At 65.1% G+C, this 16,131-nt stretch carries 13 protein-coding genes; 4 read left to right on the top strand and 9 right to left on the bottom strand.

The window, feature by feature from the left end; translation table 11 throughout:
- Window positions 1-16: 16 nt before the first annotated feature.
- Window positions 17-577 (bottom strand): XRE family transcriptional regulator, encoded by a 561-nt coding sequence (locus QU595_RS15835; protein ID WP_315924498.1) that lies wholly within the window; start codon window positions 575-577, stop codon window positions 17-19.
- Between the two features lie 206 nt (window positions 578-783).
- Here QU595_RS15835 and QU595_RS15830 point away from each other — a divergent pair, with 206 nt between their 5' ends.
- Window positions 784-1,494, top strand: coding sequence for a nitroreductase (locus QU595_RS15830; protein WP_315923587.1), 711 nt, complete (start codon window positions 784-786; stop codon window positions 1,492-1,494).
- A gap of 6 nt (window positions 1,495-1,500) precedes the next feature.
- On the opposite strand, the gene QU595_RS15825 is transcribed toward QU595_RS15830, so the two are convergent.
- From QU595_RS15825 to QU595_RS15805, 5 genes are all read right to left on the bottom strand, one after another.
- Complete coding sequence (locus tag QU595_RS15825) at window positions 1,501-2,946, bottom strand: MFS transporter (RefSeq protein WP_315923585.1); 1,446 nt, start codon at window positions 2,944-2,946, stop codon at window positions 1,501-1,503.
- A 119-nt stretch (window positions 2,947-3,065) separates the two neighbouring features.
- Window positions 3,066-3,653, bottom strand: coding sequence for a sarcosine oxidase subunit gamma (locus tag QU595_RS15820; RefSeq protein ID WP_315923584.1), 588 nt, complete (start codon window positions 3,651-3,653; stop codon window positions 3,066-3,068).
- The gene (locus QU595_RS15815; protein ID WP_315923582.1) at window positions 3,646-6,639 is read right to left on the bottom strand and encodes a sarcosine oxidase subunit alpha; all 2,994 of its coding nucleotides are present in this window, start codon (window positions 6,637-6,639) and stop codon (window positions 3,646-3,648) included. Before QU595_RS15815 ends, QU595_RS15820 begins: the two co-directional genes overlap by 8 nt.
- Window positions 6,636-6,947, bottom strand: coding sequence for a sarcosine oxidase subunit delta (locus QU595_RS15810; RefSeq protein WP_315923580.1), 312 nt, complete (start codon window positions 6,945-6,947; stop codon window positions 6,636-6,638). The genes QU595_RS15815 and QU595_RS15810 overlap by 4 nt, the downstream gene beginning before the upstream one ends.
- 68 nt (window positions 6,948-7,015) lie before the next feature.
- The gene (locus QU595_RS15805) at window positions 7,016-8,275 is read right to left on the bottom strand and encodes a sarcosine oxidase subunit beta family protein (RefSeq protein WP_315924496.1); all 1,260 of its coding nucleotides are present in this window, start codon (window positions 8,273-8,275) and stop codon (window positions 7,016-7,018) included.
- A 189-nt stretch (window positions 8,276-8,464) separates the two neighbouring features.
- Between QU595_RS15805 and QU595_RS15800 the strand changes: the two genes are divergently transcribed.
- The 3 genes from QU595_RS15800 to QU595_RS15790 all read left to right on the top strand — a co-directional run bounded on the left by QU595_RS15800 (window position 8,465) and on the right by QU595_RS15790 (window position 14,150).
- Window positions 8,465-10,969 carry a mechanosensitive ion channel family protein gene (locus QU595_RS15800; RefSeq protein ID WP_315923578.1) on the top strand — a complete coding sequence of 835 codons (2,505 nt, stop codon included), beginning with the start codon at window positions 8,465-8,467 and terminating at the stop codon, window positions 10,967-10,969.
- Window positions 10,970-11,104: 135 nt separating this feature from the next.
- A complete protein-coding gene (locus QU595_RS15795; RefSeq protein WP_315923576.1) occupies window positions 11,105-11,368 on the top strand; it encodes a hypothetical protein in 264 nt (87 codons plus the stop codon).
- A 220-nt stretch (window positions 11,369-11,588) separates the two neighbouring features.
- Window positions 11,589-14,150 (top strand): FAD-dependent oxidoreductase, encoded by a 2,562-nt coding sequence (locus QU595_RS15790; RefSeq protein ID WP_315923574.1) that lies wholly within the window; start codon window positions 11,589-11,591, stop codon window positions 14,148-14,150.
- Between the two features lie 79 nt (window positions 14,151-14,229).
- On the opposite strand, the gene QU595_RS15785 is transcribed toward QU595_RS15790, so the two are convergent.
- From QU595_RS15785 to QU595_RS15775, 3 genes are all read right to left on the bottom strand, one after another.
- Window positions 14,230-15,168 carry a GlxA family transcriptional regulator gene (locus QU595_RS15785; RefSeq protein ID WP_410000521.1) on the bottom strand — a complete coding sequence of 313 codons (939 nt, stop codon included), beginning with the start codon at window positions 15,166-15,168 and terminating at the stop codon, window positions 14,230-14,232.
- 334 nt (window positions 15,169-15,502) lie between these two features.
- Window positions 15,503-15,637, bottom strand: coding sequence for a hypothetical protein (locus tag QU595_RS15780; RefSeq protein ID WP_315923570.1), 135 nt, complete (start codon window positions 15,635-15,637; stop codon window positions 15,503-15,505).
- Window positions 15,638-15,923: 286 nt separating this feature from the next.
- Window positions 15,924-16,103 carry a hypothetical protein gene (locus tag QU595_RS15775; RefSeq protein WP_315923568.1) on the bottom strand — a complete coding sequence of 60 codons (180 nt, stop codon included), beginning with the start codon at window positions 16,101-16,103 and terminating at the stop codon, window positions 15,924-15,926.
- Between the last annotated feature and the right edge of the window lie 28 nt (window positions 16,104-16,131).

The following is a 16,131-nucleotide window of genomic DNA, read 5'->3' as shown; positions in this document are numbered from 1 at the left end:
TCGTTCCTCCCAAATTTCAATATACCGGTGGCGAGATCACCCAGATCACCACGGCGGGTTCCTTGCCGGGGTTTCGCCAGCGATGTGTCTTCTTTTCGAAGCGGAAGCTGTCGCCGGGGCCGAGGCGGTGCCAGACGGCATCGATCTCGATCTCGAAGATGCCTGATACGACGTAGCCGGCCTCCTCGGTGGGGCGCAGCGAGCGCGTCTTCAATTCCGCGCCCGGGGCGAATTCGGACCGCAGCATCTCGAAGCTGCCGCCGAGGTCTGGCGACAGCAATTCCTCGACCAGCCCCGACTCGCTGGTGCCCAGAGACCGGCGGCGCTCGGCTCGCACGATCACGCCGCGTTCCTCTTCCTGCGGCACGTCATGGCTGAAGAAGAGCGAGATGGGCACGCCGAAAAGATCGGCCAGCGCGCGCAGGTCGCCGATGGACGGCACCGAAAGGCCGCGCTCGATCTGGCTGACCCAGCCAACGGAACGGCCCAGCTTGAGCGCGATCTCCGAAAGCGTCAGGCCGCGCGCCTTGCGCAAGGCGCGAAGATCGGCGGCGAGCACATGCTCGCCTGTTTGCATCTTCGAAGGGGCGGCTGAAGTCGTCACGGGGCAGAACATGAAAAAATCAATCTGATTTTCATGAAAGGCCAATCTCATGAAAAAATCAAGGGAGATTTCATGTCCGGCCAAGAAGTGCTTGCGGTATTTTGGCGCTTCATGCAAAGGCTGCCCCGGTAGCCGGCGGGGTGGAGGGACGCCGCTGATTCCATTGCAAGGGATGGCCGATGCTGGCACCGGAAAACAGCGCTCCTTTTTCCGACGAAACCGTCATTGTCGACGAGGCGATCCTGTCGCGCCGGTCGGTGCGTGCCTTCCTGCCCGACGCGGTGGACGACGAAACCGTACGCGAGATCCTGCGGATCGCGTCGCGCGCGCCGTCCGGCACCAACATGCAGCCCTGGAAAGTCTATGTGACCAAGGGCGAAACCAAGCAGCGCATCGGCGACGCGATCCTGAATTCCGGCGTTCGCGCCGAGAAGGCGGAGTGGGACGAGTACAAATACTATCCCGACCAGTTCTTCGAGCCCTATCTGGCGCGGCGGCGCGCCAACGGCTACGGGCTTTACAGCGTGCTCGGCATCGGGCGGCGCGAGGTCGACAGGATGCGGGCCCAGCACGACCGGAATTTCGTCTTCTTCGACGCGCCGGTGGGCATGATCTTCACGATCGATCGCAGGCTCAACCAGGGGTCCTGGATCGATTACGGCATGTTCCTGCAGAACATCATGATCGCCGCGCGGGCGAGGGGTCTGCATACCTGTCCGCAGGCTGCTTTCGCGCCCTATCACCGGCAGATCCGGCCTGTGCTCGGCATTTCCGACGAGGAAATCGTCGTGTGCGGCATGGCGCTGGGCCATGAGGACAAGTCGCGGCCCGAGAGCACCTTCCGCACCGACCGTGCGCCGCTGGAAGAATGGGTGAGCTTCGCCGAATAGCGACGGCTATTCGTTTGCCATCATGGCGCCGTGGCCGCTGATATGGGCGCCGTCCTGCGGGGTCAGCCGGAGATAGGCCAGCAGCGCGCAAAGCGTGATGAGCGCCTCGACCAGGAACACGACGCGAAAATCGTCGGCGGAGGCCATGTTGCCCGACCCGGCCAACAAGGCCAGCATGGCGGAAGCCGTGCCGACGCTGATCGCCACGCCCAGTTGCCACAGAATGTAATAGAGCGCGCTGAAACGGGCGAGTTGCTCGGGCGCAACGTCCGAATAGGACAGGTTGCCGGTAGATGCCCATTGCGCCGAGCGGAACATGCCGAAGACGAAGATGTAGGCCAGGACGATCCACATGGGCGTCGTGGCCTGCACCAGCGCAAAGCCGGCCACCAGCGCGGCGCAGACCGGTGTATTTACGACAAGCACGCGGCGGAAGCCGAAGCGCCGCAGCACGGCAGGCATGATCACCCTCACCAGGATGGAGCCGGCGGCGGCCGCGAATGTCAGCGAGCCGGCTTCCATGGCGCTCATGCCGAAGCCGACCTGGAACATCAAGGGCAGCAGGAACAGCACCGAGGACAGGCTGATCGTGTCCAGCCCGCCGCCGGTCAGGAAGGCGATGCGGAAGGTGCGGATGTTCAGCAGCCTGAGATCGAGCAGGGGATTGGGCGAACGCAGGCAGTGGAACGCAGCAATCGTGAGGAGCAGCAGGGCCGCCAGAAGCCCGATGGCCGCCGTCCAGCCGGACAGGTCCGCCGCGGCGAGCGAATCCATTCCGAAGACCAGAAGCACCATGCCGGCGCCCACGAGCACGAAGCCGGTGAGGTCGAAGCGGGAGAATTTGTTGGCGGCGGGTGAAGGAAACAGGACGGCGGCCGAGACCGCGGCAGCCAGCGCCAGCGGCACGTTGATGAAGAAGATCCAGTGCCAGGACACGTATGTGGTCAGAGCGCCGCCGAGCAGGGGCCCCACCAATGGTCCGGTCTGGCCGGCAAGCGACATGTAGACGTTGATCTTGAGTGTGCGCTCGCGCGGGAAACTGCCCAGCACCACCACCTGGCCGAGCGTTCCCATCAGCGCGCCGCCGAAGCCCTGCAGGGCCCGCGCGGCGATCATCATGCCCATGCTCGTCGCGAGGCCGCACAGGATCGACGCGATGCCGAAAACCAGCACCGCCGCGCAGTAGGAACGGCGCACGCCGAAACGCTCCGCTACCCAGCCGCCGAGCGGCATACATATGATGAGGCTGGCGACGTAGGCCGTCACCACCAACCCGAGATGGCTGGCGGGCTCGTTCAGGCTTTCGCCGATGCCGGGCAGGGCGGTGATGACCACGTTCTGGTCGAGGCTGGTCATGAACTGCCCGCAGGCGACCGTCACCGGAACCAGCAACGAGACGCCGCCCGGAATTTCCACGCGGGCAGGTATGGTCGCTGAAGTCTCGGTGCTCATGGAAACGCACGGCCAGTTCCTTCCCGGCGGCGGCTGCCGCCGATCCGCGCGCAATATCGGTTCGACGCAGGATGGCTCAAGCGACAGAGGAGCCGGCTTATGATGCCAGTGGCTGCGCTTCAGCGCACCTCGTAGCCCACTTCCTCTGCCGCATGGCAAAGCGTCTTCCAGAAGGAGCGCGCGAAGGATCGAAATACGTAGAGATCGAAGCGGTCGCTGCCCGCGCGCTGGATCTGCGCGAAGACGTCATGATGCGTGGTGGAGCGGCCAGCGCCCATCGGGAAGGCCGCGAGCGAAAAATCGATGGCGAAGAGCTTTCCGAGCACCCATTCCGCCTTCGGGCCTTCGATGCGGATTGCAGTGCGGCCGTGCGACAGGTCGGTGATCGTTCCGGCCGACGCAGGCACCGCCTTGGCGAGGACGTCGGCCAGGCCTTCGTCTTCGTCGGTCACCATGAACCTGTCCGGAGCGAAGCCGAAGGCCGATTTCCGGCCGTTGGAGGCGCCGCCGCCGGCGCCGTCCGGCAGGGAAAGCCCGGTCGCCGTGCGGATGGCGGTGATGACGCGTTTCTCCTCGCCCGGCCAGGCGGCCAGTTGCACGATGGAACCCGGACGCGGCTCCGACAGCCTGACGCCGACGCCACCCTCGAAATGGCCGAACGATCCCGGACGATAGACGGGTTCGAGCGGGGACTGGCGCTCAACCATGCATGCGGCTCCCTTCGGGGTCGAAGAAATGGTGGCTGACGATCTCGACTGGGCCGAAACGCTTGCGCAGGGGATCGGAGACGAAGGCGCGCGTGCCGTGCCTCTCCTTGCCGCCCTTCAGCAGCGCCAGCGCGATATACTTGCCAAGCGCCGGCGAATAGCAGCAGGCGGTGAGATGTCCGAGCGAGTCACGGGGGTTCTCTTCGTCCAATTCGTCGACGACATGCGCGCCGCCATTGAGCGCGCGACCGTCGAGCGCGACCAGCCCGACGAGCTGCAGCCGGTCGGCCGCGACCAGGCCCTCCCGGTCCATCATGGCGGAGCCGATGAAAGGTTTCTTCTTCGACAGCATCCAGTCGAGATGCAGGTCGCGCGCGGTGGTGCGCCCGTCGATCTCGGCGCCGGTGACATGGCCCTTCTCGATGCGCAGGGTGCCCAGCGCCTCCAGCCCATAGGGCACGAGGCCGAAGGGCTTGCCTGCCTCCATCAGGGCTTCCCACACATGCGTGCCGTAGCCGGCCTTGCAATAGACCTCGAAAGCCATTTCCCCGGAGAAGGAAAGCCGGCAGATCATTACCGGCGCGCCGTCGATTTCACCATGTACGATGCCCATGAAGGGCAGGGCGGAATTGTCCACCGCGGTGCCCTTCACGCAGGACGCCAGAATCTGGCGCGCCTTGGGCCCGCCGATCGCCGCGCCCGCCCATTCGTCGGTGACGGACGTGACCGTCACCTTCAGGTCCGGCCAGATCACGTCGAGGAAATATTCCAGATGCTGCATCACCTTGCCGGCATTGGCGGTGGTGGTCGTCATCAGGAACTCGTTTTCGCCCAGGCGCCAGGTGGTGCCGTCGTCTAAGGCGAAACCGTCCTCGCGCAGCATCAGGCCGTAGCGCGCCTTGCCGACAGGCAAGGTGGAGAAGACGTTCGTGTAGACGCGGTCCAGGAACTCGGCCGCGTCGGGGCCCTGAACGGCGATCTTGCCCAGCGTCGAAACGTCCACGATGCCGGCGCTCTCGCGAACGGCCTGCGCCTCGCGCACATAGGCCTGCTCGATCGTTTCGCCGGGCTCGCCGTAGATCATAGGACGGTGCCAAAGCCCGGCCGAATACATGGTCGCGCCATGTTCGACATGCCAGTCGTGCATCGGCGTCAGGCGGTCGGGCCTGAGATCGCCGTAGCGTTCGGCCGCCAGCGCGCCGAGCGACACGGCGGAATAGGGAGGGCGGAAGCGCGTGGTGCCGACCTCGGGTATCGATCTGCCGAGCGCGTCGGCCATGATCGCGAGGCCCGGCACGTTGGAGGTCTTGCCCTGGTCGGTCGCCATGCCGAGCGTCGTGTAGCGCTTCAGATGCTCGACGGACTGGAAGCCTTCCCGGTGAGCCAGCCGGACGTCGTCCACGGTCACGTCGTGCTGGAAATCGACGAAGCTCTTGCCGTCTGCCTTGATCTCGAAGACGGGCGCCGGGTTGGGATTTCCGGATGCCCCTTCGACCGACGGAAGGTCCGTCTTCGTCTCCTTGCCGCCCGAGGCCGTCAGGCCGGCGGAGCGGCCGTCGACGATGGCCTCCAGCGTGGAGAAATTGCCGTTGAAAGAGCCGGCTCCGATCCATTTCTGGCCCGGGCGCGGCGGCAGGAACGCCTGGAGTTCGGCATCCCATTGCGCCCTGGCGCCCGCCTGGCTGGCCAGATGGACAGCCGGCGACCAGCCGCCGGACATAGCGAGGCAATCGGCCTGGATGGTGCGGACATCGCCGGAGAGGGTTCCGCTGCCGGCATCGAAGCGCCGCACCTTGATCGCGGTCAGCGCCCTGACGCCCTCGGTCGCCACCACGGCGTGACCTGTAAGAAGCTCGGCGCCCGCCTGCTGGGCCAATGCGCGGGCCGCGCCCGAAACATCCGCGCGAACGTCGACTATCGCGGCAATCTGTGCGCCGGCCTTGTGCAGCGAAACGGCGGTGCGATAGGCGCCGTCATTGTTGGTGAACAGGGCGATCCTGTCGCCGGGCAGCACGCCGAATTCATTGGCGTAGCGCTCGACCGCTCCCGCAAGCATCACGCCGGGGCGATCGTTGCCGGGAAACGCAAGCGGACGCTCCAGCGCGCCGGTGGCCAGAACGACGGTCTTCGCCCGGATGGTCCAGTGGCGGTGGCGCGGCTCGCCCTTGCGGGGCCTTTCCTTGTGGTCGCTCACGCGCTCCAGCGCGGCAAGCGTGTTGCCGTCATAATAGCCCCAGACGGTCGTTCTCGGCAGCAGGCGCACATTCTCGCGGGTTTTCAGGTCGCGCACTTCGGATGCGGCCCATTCGGCGGCGGGCATGCCGTCGATGGTTTCGCCGGACCAGTTGGCGGTGCCGCCCAAACGGGAATCGAGTTCGGCCAGGATGACCCTTCCGCCAGCATCGGCCGCCGCCCGGGCCGCCATCAGCCCCGCCGGACCCGAACCGACCACGAGAACCTCGCAGAAGGCGTTCATGCGCTCGTAGCGGGCGGGGTCGGCCGTCTTGCTGGCCCGGCCCAGCCCGGCCGCGCGGCGGATGAAATGCTCGCAGAACATCCAGAAGCGCGTGCCCTTCAGCGGGCCGACCACCGGTCCCATGAAGGTCTTGTAGTAGAAGCCGGCGGCGATCAGCGGGCCGGCGAGCTGATTGGCGGCGCCGATATCGAAGGCCAGCGAGGGGAAGCGGTTCTGGCTTTCGGCGACGAGGCCGTCATGGATCTCGACCATGGTGGCCGGCAGGTTCGGCTCGCGCACCTTGCCGCGCAGGACCGTCACCAGCGCGTTCGGCTCGTCGATGCCGGCCGTCAGCACGCCGCGCGGACGGTGGTATTTGAACGACCGGCCGAACAGCGAAATGCCGTTGGCCAGCAGGGCGGAAGCCAGGGTGTCGCCGGGGTGGCCGGTGTAGGACCTGCCGTCGAAGGTGAAACGGATCGTCCTGAAGCGGTCGATGCGGCCGCCGGTGCCGGAACGGCGCGGGCTCATGACTTGGCTCCCTGCCGTTTGGGCGTGGCGCGATGATGGTGGTGATGGCGATGATCGCCGCGCGCGAAGACGCTGCTCGCGATCTCATGCGTCAGCGTGTTGCGCACCACCTTCAAATGGCTGCGGCAGCCGCCGGAATGCTGCCAGATCTCGGTGTGGTCGCCGGCCGGATTCGCCCTATCATAGACATATTCGTTCCATGCGCCGAGATCCTGCGAGTTCGGAGCCGGGCGCTGGCGGTTGCCGTCGCCCTGATAGGTGAATTCGGACACGTCGCGCGGTCCGCAATAGGGACAGGTGATCAGCATGGCATTGCATCTTCTCGTTTGGCCGTGGTCTTGGCCGAAAACCGGTGTCCACTTTTCGGGATCATGGCCTAGTGGAGCCTGGGCGTCGCGCCCTGACCCTTGTCGTCGATGACGATGCCGCGATGGAAGCGGTCGAGGGTGAAGGCGGCGTTGAATTCATGCGGCTCGTCGCGGGCGATGGTGTGGGCGAAGCACCAGCCGGAGGCGGGCGTCGCCTTGAAACCGCCGTAGCACCAGCCGCAATTGAGATACATTCCCGGAAGCGGGCCGGTGGTGATGATGGGCGAGCCGTCCATCGACATGTCGCACACGCCGCCCCAGGAACGCAGCATGCGCACGGGCGCGAGGCCGGGGAAGAGCGCCACCATTTCCGCCATCACCTCCTCCACGATCGGCAGATTGCCGCGCTGGGCGTAGGAATTGTAGCCGTCGAGGTCGCCGCCGTAGATCAGGCCGCCCTTGTCGGACTGGCCGATGTAGAAATGCCCCATGCCGAAGGTGACGACGGTGTCGAGAAACGGCTTCAGCGATTCCGACACGAAAGCCTGCAGCACGTGGCTTTCGATCGGCATCCTGTCGACGCCGGCCAGTTGCATGACACGGCCTGTGCTGCCGGCCACGGCCACCGCAACCTTCCTGGCGCGGATCTCGCCGCGCGAGGTGGTGACGCCGATGACCCGGTCGCCGTCTTTCAGGAAGCCGGTGACCTCGCAATTCTCGACGATGTCGACGCCACGCCGGTCCGCCGCGCGCGCATAGCCCCAGGCGACGGCATCGTGGCGCGCGGTGCCGGCGCGCGCCTGCATCAGGCCCCCGACGATGGGAAAGCGTGCGCTGGACGAAACGTCCAGCGCCGGTATCAGCCGCGAGATCGCGGAAACCGTCATCAGCTCGGCATCGACGCCGAGATGGCGCATGGCATTGCCGCGCCGCGCGAAATCGTCGAGCTGGGCGGGACTGTGCGCGAGGTTGAGGCAGCCCCGCTGGGAGAACATGACATTGTAGTTGAGGTCATGGGAGAGGTTCTCCCACAGCTTCATCGAGTGCTCGTAGAAGCGCGTATTGGCCGGCAGCAGATAGTTCGAGCGCACGGCCGTGGTGTTGCGCCCGACATTGCCGGAGCCGAGATAGCCTTTCTCCAGCACCGCGACATTGGTGATGCCGTGCTCCTTGGCGAGATAATACGCCGTCGAAAGCCCGTGCCCGCCGCCGCCGACGACGACCACGTCGTAAGACGCCTTGGGGTCCGGCTTGCGCCAGGCCGGCTTCCAGTCGCGGTTGCCCTTGAATGCGTTCGCTATGAGCGAAAAGGCTGAGTATTCGGCCATTCCTGCCATGATCCGTTTCGGAAGAACGGCAGACTATAGAGCAGAGGCGCGCATCAAAGCCAAGATTGCGCCATGGCTTTTCGCTAGGCCGACCCGCCTTGGTCGCCCCGCATGGCTTGCCCGGCCGGGGGCGCGACTCTATCAATGGCGGGGCTTTCGCGGCCGCTTCGGCCGGTTCGGGATTTTCGCATGTCGATTCGCTGGTTTCGCCTGTTTCTGGTCCTCGTCGCCGTGACGTCGGCGATGCCGGCGGCGCGGGCGCAGCAGACCCAGCCCAACGCACAGAGCCAGCAGGCCGCCACGCCGGCTCCGGCTCCGTCAGCCGTCGTGGCCGACCAGCAAAGGGTGCTGCAGGGGCTGAAGGCGAAGACGGACGACCTGGAAAAGCGCATCCAGCAGGAAGCGGACGACGACGCCAAGCTGGTGGACATCCGGCTGCAACTGGAGGAGCTGTCGCGCCAGGCGCTCGCCGCAGGCGTGGCGTTCCGGCCGCGCATGAGCGAGATCAACGCCCGGCTGGAACAGCTCGGGGCGCCGCCTGCGGAAGGCCAGCCGGCCGAACCCGAGATCGTCTCCAAGGAACGCGCGGGCCTGGCGACGGAAAAGGCCGAGATCAACGCGGCGATCGCTGCCGCCCAGACGCTGTCGATCCGCATCAGCGGCCTGATCGACAAGATCGCCACGATGCGCAGCGAGCTTTTCCGCAACGTGCTGACCAAGCGCTACATACTCGTCGACTCGTTCGGCAGCGCCGTGGTGACCGACGCGAGCACGGAGTTCACCAATCTTTATGCCGCGCTGGCGTCGTGGCTGTCCTTCGCGTTCCAGTACAAGTTCCAGGCCGTGCTTGCGGCGACGGCGATGGCGCTCGCCGCCGCCGCGGTGCTGCTGCTCGGCGGGAGGCGCCTGTTCGGGCGCATCTTCGAGCCGGATCCGAACGTCGAGGATCCGTCCTATCTGAGCCGGCTTTCCGTCGCCTTCTGGTCGACGCTGCTGCCCTCGCTGGCGCTCGGCGTGTTCTTCTTCGCCACCTACTTCTTCTTCGACTATTACGGCGTGCTGCGCGGAGACATCGGCACCTTCATCAGGGCCTTCATGCTGCTGATCATGGTGACCTTCTGCGTCAACCGGCTGGTCACCAGCGCGCTCTCGCCGAAGCTTCCGAACTGGCGGCTGATCCCCGTCGAATCCACGCCGGCCCGCTGGCTGGTGCGGTTGTCCACGGCGATGGCCGTCGTCATCAGCGTCAACAGCTTCCTGGGGGTGGTCAACGAGCAGATGGGCTCGCCGCTTTCCCTCACCATCGCCAGAAGCTTCATGGCCGCGGTGGTGGTCGGCATCATCCTGATCCTGATGGGGCTGGTCCGGCCGTTCCGCACGCATCTCGGCGTCTGGCGCCCCTGGCCCGCCTGGTTGCGCTATCTGGCCTTCGGGCTGGGCCTGTTCACCATCGGGGCTGCGCTGCTCGGCTATATCGGGCTCGCCATTTTCGTCTCGCTGCAGGTCGTCATCACCGGCACGATACTGATCACGGCCTATATCGGCTTCCTCTCGGCGCGTGCCGTCAGTGAAGAGGGCGGCTTCGGCGGCTCCACGATCGGCCGCTGGCTGGCCGACCGGACCAGCCTCGAAGACACCACGCTCGACCAGCTCGGCCTGGCGGTCAGCATGGCCATCAACCTGATGATCGTGCTGGTTTTCCTGCCGCTTATCCTGTTCATGTGGGGCTTCCAGCCGGGCGACATCCAAACCTGGATCTACAAGCTGGCGACGGGCATCAGCATCGGCTCCGTCACGATATCGTTCACCGGCATCCTGTCGGGCATCGTCGTTTTCTTCGTCGGCTATTTTCTGACCCGCTGGTTCCAGGGCTGGCTCGACGGGTCCGTCATGGCGCGCGGGCGGGTCGACGCCGGCGTGCGCAACTCGATCCGGCTGGTGGTGGGCTATGCCGGCGTGGCGATCGCCGCGCTGGTGGGCATTTCCGCCGCCGGCATCGATCTTTCCAATCTCGCTCTAGTGGCCGGCGGTCTCTCCCTCGGCATCGGTTTCGGCCTCCAGAACGTGGTCTCGAATTTCGTCTCGGGCCTGATCCTGCTTGCCGAACGGCCGTTCAAGGTCGGCGACTGGATCGTGGCGGGGCAGGTTTCGGGCACGGTCAAGAAGATCAGCGTGCGCGCCACCGAGATCGAGACTTTCCAGCGCCAGTCGGTGATCCTGCCCAATTCCGAGCTCATCAACAACGCGGTCGGCAACTGGACGCACAGGAACAAGCTCGGCCGCGTCGAGATCAAGGTCGGCATTGCCTACGGTTCGGACGCGCGGCACGCGCATGAAATCATGCTGGAGACGGCGCGGGCGCATCCGCTCGTGCTGAAGAATCCCGAGCCTTTCGTGCAGTTCGTCAATTTCGGCCCCGCCGCGCTGGAATTCGAGGTGAGGGTGTTCCTGGCCGACATATTGAACAGCGGCGGCGTGCAGAACGACATCCGCTTCGGCATATTGGAGGCTTTCGGCAAGGCCGGGATCGAGATTCCCTCGACGCCGCGCGCGGCCGTCACGCCGCCCAAGCCTGAGGCCTGGCCGATCGACGACGACAAGGCGGAAGTGGTCCACGCCGAGCTTGAGGAGGCGAAGGCCGAGGCCGAACGCAAGCGGGCAGGGCGCCGCCGCCGCCGGCCCGACCCGGGCTGAACACGGCGCCGCCCACAGGCGATTGCGGCATGAATGTGGCATTCAGTTGCGGTTCAGCTTCGTTCTCCTATAAGCTCCGACGTCGGGCTGATGCCCAGGCGAGCAACAGGGGCGGTGGAAAGCACCGGATCGGCAATGCTGAAATCTCTTATCGCTGGTGCGCTCCTCCTTGCGGCGGGCGGAGGTGCCTTGGCCGCGAGCGCGGTCAACAAGGATTCGCAGCCGCGCACTCTGGTGGTGACCGAGGGCGGTTCGAAGACCGAGTTGTCGCTCGCCGCGGGCGAGACCGCCGAATTCTGTCCCAAGGGGTGCTTCGTCACCATGCCGAACGGCGACCTGGAAGCCCTGACCGGCACGGAAACGGTCGAGATCAGCGGCGGAATCGGCCGCATCAAGTAGGCCGTGCGGACGCATGACGGATCTGAGAGGCCGGATCGTCCGGCCTTTTCTGTTTAGGGGTCCGGAATGCCCGCGGGCTGCCCGCGCCTTGCGGCGCGGGCTCCGCAAAGCCGCCTGCCGCGCTTTGGTCGCTCGGTATTTTGCGAATGTCGCAAACAGGCTGCAATCGTCCTGCGCCGCCTTATAGTGTGCCTCGAAAATCACCTCGGAGTCATGGGCAATGGCAGGGTTTCCTGAAAAGGCGAAGGTCGTCATCATCGGGCTTGGCGGCATCGTCGGCGCCTCCATCGCCCATCATCTGATCGAGCGCGGATGGGACGATATCGTCGGCATCGACAAGTCGGGAATCCCGACCGACATCGGCTCGACGGCCCACGCCTCGGACTTCTGCTACATGACCAGCCATGACTTCCTGTCGTGCTGGACCTCGCTCTATTCCATCGATTTCTACGAGAAGATGGGGCACTACGCCCGCATCGGCGGTCTGGAAGTCGCCCGCGCCGGCGACGACGCCTGGATGGAAGAGATCAAGCGCAAGGTGACATCGGCCAAGGCCTTCGGCACGCGCGCGCATCTGGTCACGCCCGCCGAGATCAAGGAGAAGTTTCCCCTGATCGAGGAAGACATGGTCATGGGCGGCCTGTTCGATCCCGACGCCGGCCTTGTCATACCCCGCTCGCAGACGGTCGCCGGCAAGCTGGTCGACGCGGCCGAGAAGTCCGGCAAATTGCAAGCCTTCGCCAACACGCCGGCCCAGTCGCTGATCGTCGAGAACGGTCGCATCAAGGGCGTCGTCACGCATCGCGGCACGATCATGGCGGATCATGTCGTCGTCTGCGCCGGTATCTGGGGACGCCTGATCGCGGAAATGGTCGGCGAGGACCTGCCGGTCATGCCGGTCGACCACCCGCTGACCTTCTTCGGCCCGTACAACGAATTCGAAGGAACGGGCAAGGAAATCGGCTGGCCGCTGCTGCGCGACCAGGGCAACTCGGCCTACATGCGCGACACCGGCGACCCCAAGACCACCGAGGGCGGCCAGATTGAGTGGGGCTATTACGAGACCACCAATCCGCGCCTGTGCCACCCGCGCGACATCCTGGAAAAGGATCAGGCCCGGCTTTCGCCGTCGCAGCGCGACCTCGAGATGGAGCAGATCCTCGAGCCGCTGGAGCGCGCCATGGAGTTGACGCCGATCCTCGGCGAACTCGGCTACAACGAAAGCCATTCCTTCAACGGCCTCCTGCAGGTCTCGGCTGCCGGCGGCTCGTCCTGCGGCGAGAGCCAGAAGGTCCGGGGCCTCTGGTATTGCGTGGGCATCTGGGTCAAGGACGGGCCCGGCTACGGCAAGCTGATCGCCGACTGGATGACGGACGGCCGCACCGAGATCGACCATAATTCGATCGACTACGCCCGCTTCTACCCGCACCAGCTCGAGGAAAAATTCATCGAGGGCCGCACCTTCGAGGCCGCCCAGAAAATCTACTTCCCGGCCGTGCATCCGCGCGAACCCTATGCCAGCGGCCGCGGCGTCAAGCGCTCGCCGTTCTACGAGCGCGAGAAGGAACTCGGCGGCTATTTCATGGAACTCGGCGGCTGGGAGCGCGCGCATGGCTACGCCGCCAACGAGCACCTGCTCGAAAAATACGGCAACCGCGTTCCTGTGCGCGAGAATGAGTGGGACAATCGCCATTTCTGGCGCGTTTCCAACGCCGAGCATCTGGCCATGAGCGAGGATTGCGGCATCGTCAACCTGTCGCACTTCCACATGGTCGATATCGAAGGCCCCGACCATGTCGAGCTTCTCGAATGGCTTTGTGCGGCAAAGATCGGCGGCGACAACAATATCGGCAAGGGCATCTACACCCACTTCCTCGACGACGAGGGCATGGTGCGTGCCGACTTCACCGTCTTCCGCATGGCCGATCGCTGCCGCCTCGTGAACGGCGCCGACGCCGGCCCGCGCGACTTCCACTACATGAAGCGCGTGGCGCAAGATCGCGGCCTGGACGTCACCATCACCGACGTCTCGGAAAAGTTCATCACCATCGGCATCTGGGGCCCGAACGCCCGCGAGAACCTGAAGAAGGTGGTCGCCGATCCGGCCGGGCTCGATCCGCAGAATTTTCCCTTCGCCGCGATCAAGCAGGTCGAGATCGCCGGCAGACAAGTCACTGCCTTCCGCATTTCCTATGTCGGCGAGCAGGGCTGGGAACTGCACATGAAGTACGAGGACGGCCTCGCCGTCTGGGATGCGCTGCGGGCGACGGGCGTGATGGCCTTCGGCGTCGAGACCTACGCCAATTCGCGCCGCATGGAAAAAAGCCTGCGGCTGCAGAATGCCGATCTTCTCACCCAGTACAACCTCATCGAGAGCGACCTTGCCCGCCCGAAGGTCAAGGACGCGGACTTCCGCGGCAAGGCCAAGCACCTGGAATACAAGGCCCGCGACCATCAACCGGCGATGCTCTGCACGCTGGTGATGACGGAAAACACCGACAGGAACGGCGTGAAGCGCTTTCCGGTCGGCAACCTGCCGGTGATGGATCCGGAAACCGGCGAGGTGCTGGTCGACGAACTCGGCCGCCGTTCCTACACGACCTCCGTCGCCTATGGCCCGACCATCGGCAAGAACATCGCGCTCGCCTACCTGCCTCATGCCTATGCCCAGGAAGGCCGCAAGCTGAACGTGGAATATTTCGCCGAGACCTATCCGGTCGAGGTGGCCGGCGTCGGTTACAAGCCGCTCTACGATCCGGAGAACCTCAAGCCGCGGAGCTGACGAGCCGCGCGGGCTTGCGAATACGAACTGAAAAGGCCCGGCAGCGTCCGGGCCTTTCTTTTTCGGTCTGCTTCAGGAGTCAGGCCGCCAGCAATTGCTTCCTGTCCACGCGCTCCTGCTGCGGCGAGCGAGCATAAAGCTCGCGGTAGCATTTGGAGAAATGCGAGGCCGAGACGAAGCCGCAGGCCACCGCCACCTCGACCACCGGCATGGAGGACTGGAGCAGCAGGTGCCGGGCGCGATCCAGTCTGATCTCGAGATAGTAGCGCGCGGGGGACCGCCCCATTTCGGTGCGGAACAGGCGCTCGATCTGCCGCCGCGACAGATCGACGTGGTCGGCGATCTCGAGCAGCGAAAGCGGCTCGGCAAGGTTCGCCTCCATCAGTTCGATGATGGTGAGGACCTTGGAATTCTGCACCCCGAGGCGGGCGCGCAGCGGCAGGCGCTGGCGGTCGGTGGGGCTGCGCACGCGGTCGGTCAGCACCTGTTCGCAGACGCGATTGACCAGATTCTCGTCGAAATCGTCGCCGATCAGCTTCAGCATCATGTCCAGCGCGGCGGTGCCGCCGGCGCAGGTGTAGACGTTCTGGTCCACCTCGAACAGGTCGGCGAAGACATTCGCCTTGGGGAAAGCCTCCTGGAAGCCAGGCAGGTTTTCCCAATGGATTGCGCAGCGCTTGTTGGACAGCAGGCCGGCATTGGCGAGCAGATAGGCGCCGGTGCAGAGGCCGCCCACGGCCACCCCGCGATTGTACTCCTCGCGCAGCCAGGCAAAGACCGACTTGTTGTGATATTTGTCGACATGCATGCCGGTGCAGACGACCACCATGGAGGGACGGTCGGGACCGGCCATCTTGCGCCGCTCTTCCTCCAGCGTGGTGTCGACCGTGCATTCGACGCCGTTGGAGGCCCTTACCGGCTTGCCGTCGAGGCTGGCGAGGCGCCATTTGTAGGCTTCATAGCCCAAAGTGCGGTTGGCCAGCCTCAGCGGGTCCAGCGCTGTCGCAAATGCGACCATGGTGAAATCGGGGACGAGGAAAAACACAAACGATCGCTTGATCGGATGCTTTGTGGCGTTCACGGGTAATCCTCACGCGGCCATGACGCGAACAGAATGTCGCTATCAGCACAGCGTCATCAGGAAAATCCCGGCGTGTCAATCGTTCCGCCGGTCACAGTCGGATTAAATTTGCGACATGTCCGGCCGGAAGGGTCGCAAATCGACAACTGACGCCGCGCGGCTTTTGGCTGCGCGCCGTCGGTCTATAAAATTCAAAAAGGGGCCGCCCGGCGCTCGATGCCGACGTGCAGTCGGAGACTGGCCGGGCTCGGCGGAACGGGCGGAATGCCGGTCAGGCGATGATGCCCAGACGAGCCGCGGCGATGGCACCGGTCTGGCCGGGCATGGTCTTTGCCAGGCGCTGGCGCTCGAGCGCGGTGGTGAGGTTGGTGTCGCGGCGGGCGAACAGGCGTGCGAAGAGCTTCATGTCTATCTCCAATCGGTTGCTCAGACGGGTCGCCTTCGCGCTATGGAGTGGGGCAGCTCGTTTGCTGGCGTGCATATAGGTACATTCGGACCGGAACCTCAGCGCAAAAACGAAGCGGTTGATAGAAAAAGCGACACCGCTACTGCGACATGCCGCCTTTCCCGCCGGATTCCCGATCTCTTACAAGTATTTAGCGTCCGGATACTTGCGCCATGCAGTAGTTTCATGCGCGCCATGCAGCGGCGGCATGGCTGAAGGCCCCGCCACGGCGGGACGGGATGCCGCGTCAGCCGCAGGCGACGGGCGCGGCGCGGCCATTGCGGGCCGGTTCGCAGGAAGCCTCAGGCCAGCCGATGTCCTTCTGCATCTCGAGAGGCAGCGCGCTCAGCATGCGCCGGGTCCGGTAGCGTGCGCGGGTGGCGGCAAATTCGGCCGCGATGCGACCGATGGATGACAGGATGAACATGTCCTTCTCCTTTGCTGGTCGAATGGAT

The organism is Mesorhizobium sp. SP-1A (assembly GCF_032460275.1).
Classification (GTDB): domain Bacteria; phylum Pseudomonadota; class Alphaproteobacteria; order Rhizobiales; family Rhizobiaceae; genus Mesorhizobium.
This window is presented reverse-complemented; position numbering and strand designations above follow the sequence as displayed.

Bases quoted from the DNA above. Each gene is read 5' to 3' on its own strand.
- QU595_RS15795 (WP_315923576.1), top strand. From the start codon at position 11,105: ATGCTGAAATCTCTTATCGCTGGTGCGCTCCTCCTTGCGGCGGGCGGA.
- QU595_RS15785 (WP_410000521.1), bottom strand. From the start codon at position 15,168: ATGGTCGCATTTGCGACAGCGCTGGACCCGCTGAGGCTGGCCAACCGC.
- QU595_RS15800 (WP_315923578.1), top strand. From the start codon at position 8,465: ATGTCGATTCGCTGGTTTCGCCTGTTTCTGGTCCTCGTCGCCGTGACG.
- QU595_RS15775 (WP_315923568.1), bottom strand. From the start codon at position 16,103: ATGTTCATCCTGTCATCCATCGGTCGCATCGCGGCCGAATTTGCCGCC.
- QU595_RS15790 (WP_315923574.1), top strand. From the start codon at position 11,589: ATGGCAGGGTTTCCTGAAAAGGCGAAGGTCGTCATCATCGGGCTTGGC.
- QU595_RS15830 (WP_315923587.1), top strand. From the start codon at position 784: ATGCTGGCACCGGAAAACAGCGCTCCTTTTTCCGACGAAACCGTCATT.
- QU595_RS15805 (WP_315924496.1), bottom strand. From the start codon at position 8,275: ATGGCCGAATACTCAGCCTTTTCGCTCATAGCGAACGCATTCAAGGGC.
- QU595_RS15780 (WP_315923570.1), bottom strand. From the start codon at position 15,637: ATGAAGCTCTTCGCACGCCTGTTCGCCCGCCGCGACACCAACCTCACC.
- QU595_RS15810 (WP_315923580.1), bottom strand. From the start codon at position 6,947: ATGCTGATCACCTGTCCCTATTGCGGACCGCGCGACGTGTCCGAATTC.
- QU595_RS15835 (WP_315924498.1), bottom strand. From the start codon at position 577: ATGCAAACAGGCGAGCATGTGCTCGCCGCCGATCTTCGCGCCTTGCGC.
- QU595_RS15825 (WP_315923585.1), bottom strand. From the start codon at position 2,946: ATGAGCACCGAGACTTCAGCGACCATACCTGCCCGCGTGGAAATTCCG.
- QU595_RS15820 (WP_315923584.1), bottom strand. From the start codon at position 3,653: ATGGTTGAGCGCCAGTCCCCGCTCGAACCCGTCTATCGTCCGGGATCG.
- QU595_RS15815 (WP_315923582.1), bottom strand. From the start codon at position 6,639: ATGAGCCCGCGCCGTTCCGGCACCGGCGGCCGCATCGACCGCTTCAGG.